Source organism: Ideonella sp. P3_A4 (assembly GCF_056403075.1).
The window spans coordinates 1-10,419 of record NZ_JBFUGE010000209.1; the positions used below are offsets into that span (position 1 = coordinate 1).

A 10,419-nucleotide genomic window follows, 5' to 3' on the forward strand; every position below is an offset into this window, starting at 1 on the left:
GCACGGCCTTGTCGCCGATGACCGCGGCCAGCGCAGCGCTGGGGGTCATTGCCTTCATGAACGCGGCGTTCGGGGTGCGCTTCTTGGCCGGGGCGGCCTTCTTCGCGGGGGCCGCTTTCTTGGCCGGAGCGGCCTTCTTCGCGGGCGCTGCCTTCTTGGCAGGCGCCGCCTTCTTCGCCGGAGCGGCGGCCTTCTTGGCCGGAGCGGCCTTTTTCGCCGGAGCGGCCTTCTTGGCCGGAGCGGCCTTCTTCGCAGTTGCCATGTTGATTCTCTCCATCAAGTGAACAGTTGATGTGCCGGGCCCGGGTTGGAAGCCACGTGGACTTCCATTTCTCACAAGATCCGCAGCGACCCGAATGGTACTGCGTGTACGAGGGGCTGAGAAGCCGTTTTCCCTCGTAAAACACCCTTTGATGCCCCGGAGTGACCCGCATTTGTCGTTCCTGGGCATCACCTGGAAGTATTTGTATACCCTCACCCGTATTTTCACGAGGGACGACGGACACGATTCGACGCAGATCGCTGATCACGTGCCGGCGGACCCCACTTGCACACGCGCGTGAGCACCGCACAATGCCGCTGCGCGGTCGTCGTCGACCACGTGTTGAGTCAACACCTCAAAGGAAGTCGCCTTCGATGAAGCTCCTTGTCCGTTGGTTCCTGCTCGCTGCCGCACTGCTGCTGGTGGCCAACCTGTACAGCGGTGTCACCGTGGCCAGCTTCACCGCGGCGCTTGGTGCGGCGTTGGTCCTGGGCCTGCTGAACACGCTGGTGCGTCCGCTGCTGGTGCTGCTGACCTTGCCGGTCACGCTGCTCACGCTGGGCCTGTTCCTGTTCGTGATCAACGCGCTGATGTTCTGGGCCGCGGCGCGCCTGCTCGACGGCTTCGAGGTGGCCGGCTTCGCGGCCGCGCTGATCGGCTCGTTGATCTACAGCGCCTGCGGCATGGTCATCGACACCGCCGTCGAACGCATCTTCGCGCGCGAGTGAGCGCGTGAGTCAGGGCGCGTTTCGCGTCCGGCGTAGGATGCGTCGGACGTGCCGCCTTCAGCGCCCGCATTCCCCTGCATACGTTCACCGCACGCCCGTCGTGCCTGCCCTGAGGAGGGCCTAGCCATCACCACCGCGAACTCCATCGAACTGACCGCCGGCGAACTGCGCCTGGCATTGCGGCCCGACCTGGGCGGTTGCTTGGCCGGCCTCTGGCTCGGCGATCTGCCGGTGCTGCGCAGCACCGAGCCGGCCGAGCTGGCCACGTCGCGTCTGGCGGGCAACTATCCCTTGGCGCCGTACTCGAACCGCCTCGGTTTCCGTCGCTTTCGCTGGTTGGGCCATGACTACACGACGCAGCAGAACTTCGACGACAACCCGCACTCGGTGCACGGGGTCGCATGGCAACGTCCGTGGACGGTCGTCTCCAGCGATGCGCAGCGGGTCGAACTGGCCTACTCGCACCAGCCCGATGCGCATTGGCCCTTCGCTTTCGATCTGCGCCAGGTCTACGAGCTGACCCCTGAATCGCTGACCACGCGCCTGCACATCACCAACCGCCACGACGGGCCGCAGCCGGTCGGTCTGGGCTGGCACCCTTACTTCCCGAAGCGCAGCCGCAGCCGTCTGCACATCGAGCTGACCGACCGCTGGGAGCCTGACGCGAGCGGCCTGCCGACGCGCAAGGTGCCGCAGGCCGGCATCGATGGCGACATCGCCCATCTCGACTTCGACAACTGCTTCGAAGGCTGGCGTGGCGACGCGAAGATCCGCGACGAGAAGCTGCGCATGAGCCTGCGCGCGTCGACGCCGTACCTGGTCGTCTTCACGCCGCAGAACAAGCCGTACTTCTGCGTCGAGCCGGTGACCCACGTCAGCAACGCCATCCACATGGCCGACCCGCAAGCCCATGGGCTGCGCAAGCTGGCGCCTGACGAGTCGTTCGAAGCCTGGTTCACGCTGGACGTCGCGCGGGTATGAGCGGCATGGCCGACACGCCCGCGCTGTTCGAGGCGCGGCCGCTGCCGGTGCCGCCCTCGCTGCTGGGCGAGTCGCCGTTCTGGCATCCCGGTGAGTCCGCGCTGTACTGGTGCGACATCCCGGGCAAGCGACTGAACCGCTACGAGCCTGCCAGCGGCGCTCACCGCGCGTGGGATTTCGACTGCGAGCCGTGCAGTGCGGCGCCGCTGCTGGGCGGCGAGTTGCTGCTGGCGATGCGGGATGGCCTGTGGCGCTTCGATCCGGCGAACGGCAAGCGCCGTCTGTTGGTCAAGCCGCCGTACGACCAAACCAAAGAGCGCTTCAATGATGGCAAGGCCGATCCGCAGGGCCGATTCTGGGTCGGCACGATCTACGAACCGCGCGAGCCGGCGCTGGCGGCGTTGTACCGCTGGGGCGATGGCGAGCTGCAGCGCATGGCCGGCGATGTCACCGTCAGCAACGGTCTGGGCTGGAGCCCGAACGGGCGCACGCTGTATTGGAGCGACACCAAAGCCCACCTGATCCAGGCGCTCGACATGGACCCGAGCGACGGCTCGCTGTCGAACCGGCGTGCCTTTGCGCAGTTCCCGCTCAAGACCGCCGACCAGCCACTGGACAGTTATGGTGGCCGACCCGACGGCGCGGCGGTCGACAACGAAGGCTGCTACTGGAGCGCAATGTTCGAGGGCCAGCGCCTGCTGCGCCTGTCGCCGGACGGCGAGGTGTTGCGCGAGGTCAGGCTGCCGGTGCGCTGCGCGACCATGGCCTGCTTTGGCGATGCCGACCTCAAGACCTTGTATGTGACGACTGCGCGCGAGAAGCGGCCGGCTGATGAGTTGGCCGCACAGCCGTGGGCGGGGCAGGTGCTGCGTTTGCGTATCGACGTGCCGGGACTGCCGGTGAACTTTGCTGTGCTGTAAAGCTGCTCGACAGGCGGCCCTGCGGGGCCTGTTGACGTCCACAAAAGCACCGTAACCGTGGCGTAACCGGCGGCCACGTCGAGGCCCCTTATGCGTTCCATATCTGGCCCGAAGTAGGGCGTCATGGGTCTGCCAAGGGTTTGCTCGTATAATCCCGAGGCTTTGCCGACCGCAGCCTCCAACTCACCCCAGACCCCGCCGCCAGCCGCCCCTGCTCAACAGCCGGGCACGCCGCGACCGGACCGATCTGATCCATGGGCTGATGTGGATGATGAGGGCGCAAAGCCGCCGTTCAAGGCCTTGACCCGAGAAGAGGCTCGGGCCCTGGCGGTGCGAAACCCCGCTGTCTCACCATGGCGGGTGGTCGCGGTCCAGGCCGTGGTCGGGAGCATCGTGGCCGCGCTTGCGGGGCTGCTGATGGGTGAATCGTCGTATTTCTGGTCGGCGCTGTATGGCGCCGGCACGGTGGTCCTGCCGGGCGCCTTGATGGCGCGTGGCATGACCAGCCGGCTCTCGAGCATGGCGCCCGGCGTATCCGCCGTCAGCTTCATGTTCTGGGAGATGGTGAAGCTGGGAGTGTCGGTGGCCCTGTTGATCGGGGCGCCGAGACTGGTGCCGCACCTGAGCTGGCCAGCCTTGCTGGCGGCGCTGGTGCTGTGCATCAAGGTGTATTGGGTTGCGCTCGCGTGGCGCGGGCGCAAGACGACAAGTTGAACGCCAATTGAACAGTTAGCACGGACGACAACAACATGGCAGCCGAAGGTCACGAAGCCGTAGAGCACGCACCCACCGCGGGCGAGTACATCGTCCACCACCTGACCCACGCCCGCAACAAAGAGCTGCACGGCCCGTTCGACCTGTCGGTCGTGGCCTGGGACTCGATGTTCTTCGCCGTCCTGATCGGCGTGGTGGGCTGCTTCTTCCTGTGGCGCGCTGCGCGCTCGGCCACTTCCGGTGTGCCGGGGCGTTTCCAGGCCGCGGTCGAGATCCTGGTCGAGATGGTCGAATCGCAGGCCAAGGGCATCGTGCACAACGCCACCAGCCGCAAGCTGGTCGCCCCGTTGGCGCTGACCGTGTTCCTCTGGATCTTCCTGATGAACGCGATGGACTTGCTGCCGGTCGATCTGCTGCCCGCCATCTGGGGCTGGATCGTCGAGGCCAATGGCGGCGACGCGCACCACGCCTACCTGCGCTCGGTGCCCACCGCCGACCTGTCGGTGACGATGGGCCTGTCGCTGTCGGTGCTGGTCGTCTGCCTGGTCTACAACGTCAAGATCAAGGGCTTCGGCGGCTGGGTCCACGAGCTGTTCGCCGCCCCGTTCGGCGACCACTGGGCGCTGTACCCGTTCAACTTCCTGATGCAGGTCATCGAGTTCGTCGCCAAGACGGTCTCGCACGGCATGCGTCTGTTCGGCAACATGTATGCCGGCGAGCTGATCTTCCTGCTGATCGCCCTGATGGGCGGCGCCATCGGCTCGGTCGGCTTCGGTACCGGTCTGGGCCTGGCCATCGGCCACATCATCGCCGGCTCCGCCTGGGCGATCTTCCACATCCTGATCATCACCCTGCAGGCCTTCGTGTTCATGATGCTCACGCTGGTCTACATCGGTCAGGCACACGACGCTCACTAAAGAGCGGCGGTCTTTCTCTCGGTTCCCGTTTCCTTTTTCCTCTTCACAACACAACCTTCTCGACTAGGAGTCATCATGGAAGTCATCAGCTTTGTTGCTCTCGCCGCCGGCCTGATCATTGGTCTGGGCGCTGTCGGTGCTTGTATCGGCATCGGCATCATGGGCAGCAAGTACCTGGAGTCCGCCGCTCGCCAGCCTGAGCTGATGGGCGAACTGCAGACCAAGATGTTCCTGCTGGCCGGCCTGATCGACGCGGCCWTCATCATCGGCACCGGTATCGCCCTGTGGTTCGCCACGGCCAACCCGTTCCTGGGCCAGATCGCCCAAGCCGTGGCCGCCCAAGCCGCCAAGTAATACGGCACGGTCGTGTTGAGAGGCAAGGGCGCGGTCGCATGAGCTGCCGCACCCTTCGCTGAAGATCCCCGCCACCGTTCGAGGCAATCAAGTGAGCATCACCGGTACCCTCATCGTCCAGATGATCGTGTTCCTGATCTTGGTCTGGTTCACGATGAAATTCGTCTGGCCGCCGATCACCACCGCGCTGGACGAGCGCGCGAAGAAGATCGCCGATGGGCTGTCGGCCGCCGACAAGGCGAAGGCCGAATCGGCCGCCGCCGCGAAGACGATCCAAGCCGAGCTGTCGGCCGCCAAGGACGACGCTGCCAAGCGCCTGTCCGACGCCGAACGCCTGGGCCAGCAACTGATCGAAGAAGCCAAGTCCCGCGCAAGCGAGGAAGGCGCCAAGATCGTCGCCGCCGCCAAGGCCGAGGCCGAGCAAGAATCCATGAAGGCCCGCGAGGCCCTGCGTGAGCAGGTCGCGCTGTTGGCCGTCAAGGGCGCTGAGCAGATCCTGAAGCGCGAAGTCAACGCCGGCGTCCACGCCGAGCTGCTGACCCGCCTGAAGACGGAACTCTGACCATGGCCGAGCTCGCCACCATCGCCCGCCCCTACGCGGAAGCCCTGTTCAAGGCCAGCGCCGGAGACGACGCTTCAGGCCTGGCCGACCAGCTGCAAACGCTGGGCCAGGTCGCCGGCCATGCGCAACTGCGCCAGTTCGCCGACAGCCCCAAGGTCAGCGCGGCACAGGTGTTCGAGCTGGTCAGCGGCGTCGCCCGCCTGCAGCTGTCGCCCAAGGTCGCCAACCTGCTGCGCACCGTCATCGACAACGGCCGCCTGAACGCGCTGCCCGCGATCGCCGCGCAATACCGCGCGCTGGTCAACGCCAGCACAGGTGTGTCGGACGCCAAGATCACCAGCGCCTTCGCGCTCGACGCCGGCCAGCTGGCCGATGTCGTCGCCACGCTGGAGAAGCGCTTCGGCCGCAAGCTGAACGCCAGCGTCGCGGTCGACGAGTCGCTGATCGGCGGCATCCGTGTCGAAGTCGGTGACGAGGTGCTGGACACCTCGGTTCGCGCCCGGCTCGAGCAGATGCGCGTCGCACTGACCCACTGAACATCCGCAGCCCACGCGCTCCACGGCAACACCATTTACGGCGACCAGCCCGACGCTAGCGCCTCACGCTTTCGGAGAAAGCTATGCAACTGAATCCCGCTGAAATTTCCGAACTGATCAAGAGCCGCATCGAAGGCCTGGGCGCCTCGACGGACATCCGCAACCAGGGCACCGTCGTTTCGGTGACCGACGGCATCGTCCGCGTGCACGGCCTGTCCGATGCAATGGCCGGCGAAATGCTCGAGTTCCCCGCCGGCAAGGACGGCCAGCCGTCGTTCGGCCTCGCGCTGAACCTCGAGCGCGACTCCGTCGGCGCGGTGATCTTGGGCGAGTACGAACACATCTCCGAAGGCGACACCGTCAAGTGCACGGGCCGCATCCTGGAAGTGCCGGTCGGCCCCGAGCTGATCGGCCGTGTCGTCAACGCGCTGGGTCAGCCGATCGACGGCAAGGGCCCGATCAACGCCAAGCTGACCGACGTGATCGAGAAGGTCGCCCCGGGCGTGATCGCCCGTAAGTCCGTCGACCAGCCAGTGCAGACCGGCCTGAAGTCGATCGACTCGATGGTGCCGATCGGCCGCGGCCAGCGCGAGCTGATCATCGGCGACCGCCAGACCGGCAAGACGGCGGTGGCGATCGACGCGATCATCAACCAGAAGGGTCAGAACATGACCTGCGTCTACGTCGCGATCGGCCAGAAGGCTTCGTCGATCAAGAACGTGGTGCGCGCTCTGGAACAAGCCGGCGCGATGGACTTCACCATCGTCGTTGCCGCCTCGGCCTCTGAGTCGGCCGCGATGCAGTACGTGTCGGCCTATTCGGGCTGCACGATGGGCGAGTACTTCCGCGACCGCGGCCAAGACGCGCTGATCGTCTATGACGACCTGTCCAAGCAGGCCGTTGCCTACCGTCAAGTGTCGCTGCTGCTGCGCCGCCCGCCGGGCCGCGAAGCCTTCCCCGGCGACGTGTTCTATCTCCACAGCCGTCTGCTCGAGCGCGCGGCCCGCGTGAACGCCGACTACGTCGAAGCCTTCACCAAGGGTGAGGTCAAGGGCAAGACCGGTTCGCTGACCGCGCTGCCGATCATCGAAACCCAAGCCGGTGACGTGTCGGCCTTCGTGCCGACCAACGTGATCTCGATCACCGACGGCCAGATCTTCCTGGAAACCAGCCTGTTCAACGCCGGCATCCGCCCTGCGATCAACGCCGGTATCTCGGTGTCGCGCGTCGGTGGCGCGGCCCAGACCAACCTGATCAAGTCGCTGTCCGGCGGTATCCGTACCGACCTGGCGCAGTACCGTGAACTGGCCGCGTTCGCGCAGTTCGCCTCGGACCTGGACGAAGCCACCCGCAAGCAACTGGACCGCGGTGCCCGCGTGACCGAACTGCTGAAGCAAGCCCAGTACTCGCCGCTTCCCGTCAGCCTGATGGCCGCTACTTTGTACGCGGTGAACAAGGGCTACATGGATTCGATCGAGATCAAGAAGGTTCTACCGTTTGAGCACGGCCTGCATCAGCATCTGAAGGCCAGCCATGCTGCGTTGTTGTCGTTCCTGGACACGAACGCTGCCAAGTGGAACCTGAAGATCGACGAAAAGAAGGACGACCAGGCCAAGCAGGAATTCAAGAAGTCCTGCCAGAAGGCCGAGATCGAGCTGCTCGACGCGATCACCGCGTTCAAGAAGTCCTTCGCCTGAAGCCCCGCCTGACACTCTGAACAAGGAGAACCRTCATGGCGGTCGGCAAGGAAATACGCGGCAAGATCAAATCGGTGGAGAACACCAAGAAGATCACCAAGGCCATGGAGATGGTCGCTGCGTCGAAGATGCGCAAGGCGCAGGAACGCATGCGTTCCGCGCGCCCGTACAGCGACAAGATCCGCAACATCGCGGCCAACCTGTCGCAGGCCAACCCCGAGTACCAGTCGCCCTACATGCGTTCGGGCGGCAAAGCTGGTGCGTCGGGTTTCATCGTCGTCACGACCGACAAGGGTCTGTGCGGCGGCCTGAACACCAACGTGCTGCGTGCCGTCACGAACAAGATGCGTGACGTGCAAACGGCCGGTGGCCAGGTGCAGGCGGTGGCGATCGGCACCAAGGGCAACGGCTTCCTGAACCGCATCGGTGCCAAGGTCGTGTCGCACGCGCTCGGCCTGGGCGATGCGCCGCAGATCGACAAGCTGATCGGCCCGGTCAAGGTCATGCTCGACGCCTTCGTCGAAGGCAAGGTGGATGCGGTGTACCTGTGCTACACCAGGTTCATCAACACGATGAAGCAAGAGCCGGTGGTCGAGCAGTTGCTGCCGCTGACGGCTGGCGCGCTGACCCAGACCGAAGCCGAGAAGAAGGCCCACGGCTGGGACTACATCTACGAGCCGGACGCCGCGACGGTGATCGACGAGCTGCTGACGCGGTACGTCGAGGCGCTGGTCTACCAGGCAGTCGCCGAGAACATGGCGTCGGAGCAATCCGCACGCATGGTGGCGATGAAGGCCGCGACCGACAACGCCGGCACGCTGATCGGTGAACTGAAGCTCGTCTACAACAAGACGCGCCAGGCAGCGATCACCAAAGAGCTTTCCGAGATCGTCGGCGGTGCCGCCGCCATCAGCGGTTAAGCCTCGGCCCGAGACTCACACGAATTCTGAATTGAAGGACAGACAAATGTCGAACACTCAAGCCCAAGGCAAGATCGTTCAGTGCATCGGCGCCGTGGTGGACGTGGAGTTCCCGCGTGACCGCATGCCCAAGGTGTATGACGCGCTGAAGATGGAAGGCTCGACGCTGACGCTGGAAGTGCAGCAGCAGCTCGGCGACGGCATCGTGCGCACCATCGCGCTGGGTTCGTCGGACGGCCTGCGCCGCGGCGTCATGGTCAGCAACACCGGCGCGGCGATCACCGTGCCGGTCGGCAAGGCCACGCTGGGCCGCATCATGGACGTGCTGGGCGCGCCGATCGACGAGCGCGGCCCGGTCGACCAGACCCTGACCGCCTCGATCCACCGCAAGGCCCCGTCGTACGACGAGCTGAGCCCGTCGCAAGAACTGCTCGAAACCGGCATCAAGGTGATCGACCTGATCTGCCCGTTCGCCAAGGGCGGCAAGGTGGGCCTGTTCGGTGGCGCCGGCGTCGGCAAGACCGTGAACATGATGGAGTTGATCAACAACATCGCCAAGGCCCACTCGGGCTTGTCGGTGTTCGCCGGCGTGGGTGAGCGCACCCGTGAAGGCAACGACTTCTATCACGAGATGGCCGATTCGGGCGTCGTGAACCTGGAGAACCTGGGCGAGTCCAAGGTCGCCATGGTCTACGGCCAGATGAACGAGCCCCCGGGCAACCGTCTGCGCGTCGCGCTGACCGGCCTGACCATCGCCGAGTCGTTCCGCGACGAAGGCAAGGACGTGCTGTTCTTCGTCGACAACATCTACCGCTACACGCTGGCCGGCACCGAAGTGTCCGCGTTGCTGGGCCGTATGCCTTCCGCCGTGGGCTACCAGCCGACGCTGGCCGAAGAAATGGGCCGACTGCAAGAGCGGATCACGTCGACCAAGGTCGGTTCGATCACCTCGATCCAGGCCGTGTACGTGCCGGCGGATGACTTGACCGATCCGTCGCCTGCCACGACCTTCGCCCACTTGGACGCCACCGTCGTGCTGTCGCGTGACATCGCGTCGCTGGGCATCTACCCTGCGGTGGACCCGCTGGACTCGACCTCGCGCCAGGTCGACCCGAACGTCGTGGGCCTCGAGCACTACGAGACCACCCGTGCCRTGCAGGCCACGCTGCAGCGCTACAAGGAACTGCGCGACATCATCGCGATCCTGGGCATGGATGAGCTGTCGCCGGAAGACAAGCTGGCCGTGGCCCGCGCCCGCAAGATCCAGCGTTTCCTGTCGCAGCCGTTCCACGTGGCCGAAGTGTTCACCGGCTCGCCGGGCAAGTACGTGCCGCTGAAGGAAACCATCCGCGGCTTCAAGATGATCGTCGCCGGCGAGTGCGATCACCTGCCCGAGCAGGCCTTCTACATGGTTGGCACGATCGACGAGGCCTTCGAAAAGGCCAAGAAGATCAATTAAGGAGCCGTCATGGCAACCATCCACGTTGACGTCGTTTCCGCCGAAGAGTCGATCTTCTCCGGCGAGGCGAAGTTCGTCGCGCTGCCGGGTGAGAACGGCGAGCTCGGCATCCTGCCGCGCCACACGCCGCTGATCACCCGCATCAAGCCGGGTGCGGTGCGCATAGAGCGCGCCGACAACGGCGAGGAAGAGTTCGTCTTCGTCGCCGGTGGCATCCTGGAAGTGCAGCCGGGTTCGGTCACGGTGCTGGCCGACACGGCCATCCGCGGCCACGACCTGGACGAAGCCAAGGCGCTCGAAGCCAAGAAGATGGCCGAGGACGCGATGAAGAACGCGAAGAGCGACATCGACTTCGCCAAGGCCCAGGGC

The 10,419-nt window shown here is 65.3% G+C and carries 12 protein-coding genes and 1 pseudogene; 12 read left to right on the top strand and 1 reads right to left on the bottom strand.

The window, feature by feature from the left end; translation table 11 throughout:
• Positions 1–262: pseudogene (locus tag AC1DYI_RS18200) on the bottom strand (SWIB/MDM2 domain-containing protein); the annotation flags it as partial.
• A 374-nt stretch (positions 263–636) separates the two neighbouring features.
• On the opposite strand from AC1DYI_RS18200, the gene AC1DYI_RS18205 reads away from it, so the two are divergent.
• The 12 genes from AC1DYI_RS18205 to AC1DYI_RS18260 all read left to right on the top strand — a co-directional run.
• Positions 637–990 carry a phage holin family protein gene (locus tag AC1DYI_RS18205; RefSeq protein ID WP_374565109.1) on the top strand — a complete coding sequence of 118 codons (354 nt, stop codon included), beginning with the start codon at positions 637–639 and terminating at the stop codon, positions 988–990.
• 48 nt (positions 991–1,038) lie between these two features.
• On the top strand, positions 1,039–1,971 hold the full coding sequence (locus AC1DYI_RS18210) for an aldose 1-epimerase (protein ID WP_477205541.1): 933 nt from the start codon (positions 1,039–1,041) through the stop codon (positions 1,969–1,971).
• A 5-nt stretch (positions 1,972–1,976) separates the two neighbouring features.
• Positions 1,977–2,891, top strand: a complete 915-nt coding sequence (locus AC1DYI_RS18215) for an SMP-30/gluconolactonase/LRE family protein (protein ID WP_477205542.1) — start codon at positions 1,977–1,979, stop codon at positions 2,889–2,891.
• A gap of 264 nt (positions 2,892–3,155) precedes the next feature.
• On the top strand, positions 3,156–3,605 hold the full coding sequence (locus tag AC1DYI_RS18220; protein ID WP_477205543.1) for an ATP synthase subunit I: 450 nt from the start codon (positions 3,156–3,158) through the stop codon (positions 3,603–3,605).
• Between the two features lie 35 nt (positions 3,606–3,640).
• Positions 3,641–4,522 carry a F0F1 ATP synthase subunit A gene (atpB, locus tag AC1DYI_RS18225; RefSeq protein WP_477205544.1) on the top strand — a complete coding sequence of 294 codons (882 nt, stop codon included), beginning with the start codon at positions 3,641–3,643 and terminating at the stop codon, positions 4,520–4,522.
• 75 nt (positions 4,523–4,597) lie between these two features.
• Positions 4,598–4,876: a F0F1 ATP synthase subunit C gene (gene atpE / locus AC1DYI_RS18230; protein WP_477205545.1), complete on the top strand. Its 279-nt coding sequence runs from the start codon at positions 4,598–4,600 to the stop codon at positions 4,874–4,876.
• A 91-nt stretch (positions 4,877–4,967) separates the two neighbouring features.
• Positions 4,968–5,438, top strand: coding sequence for a F0F1 ATP synthase subunit B (locus AC1DYI_RS18235; RefSeq protein WP_477205546.1), 471 nt, complete (start codon positions 4,968–4,970; stop codon positions 5,436–5,438).
• Between the two features lie 2 nt (positions 5,439–5,440).
• On the top strand, positions 5,441–5,974 hold the full coding sequence (locus AC1DYI_RS18240; RefSeq protein WP_477205547.1) for a F0F1 ATP synthase subunit delta: 534 nt from the start codon (positions 5,441–5,443) through the stop codon (positions 5,972–5,974).
• A gap of 83 nt (positions 5,975–6,057) precedes the next feature.
• Positions 6,058–7,671, top strand: a complete 1,614-nt coding sequence (atpA, locus tag AC1DYI_RS18245; RefSeq protein WP_477205548.1) for a F0F1 ATP synthase subunit alpha — start codon at positions 6,058–6,060, stop codon at positions 7,669–7,671.
• A 35-nt stretch (positions 7,672–7,706) separates the two neighbouring features.
• The gene (gene atpG, locus AC1DYI_RS18250; protein WP_477205549.1) at positions 7,707–8,591 is read left to right on the top strand and encodes a F0F1 ATP synthase subunit gamma; all 885 of its coding nucleotides are present in this window, start codon (positions 7,707–7,709) and stop codon (positions 8,589–8,591) included.
• A 46-nt stretch (positions 8,592–8,637) separates the two neighbouring features.
• On the top strand, positions 8,638–10,050 hold the full coding sequence (gene atpD / locus AC1DYI_RS18255) for a F0F1 ATP synthase subunit beta (protein WP_477205550.1): 1,413 nt from the start codon (positions 8,638–8,640) through the stop codon (positions 10,048–10,050).
• A 9-nt stretch (positions 10,051–10,059) separates the two neighbouring features.
• Positions 10,060–10,419: F0F1 ATP synthase subunit epsilon (locus AC1DYI_RS18260; RefSeq protein ID WP_477205551.1), on the top strand; the 360-nt coding region annotated here is incomplete at its 3' end.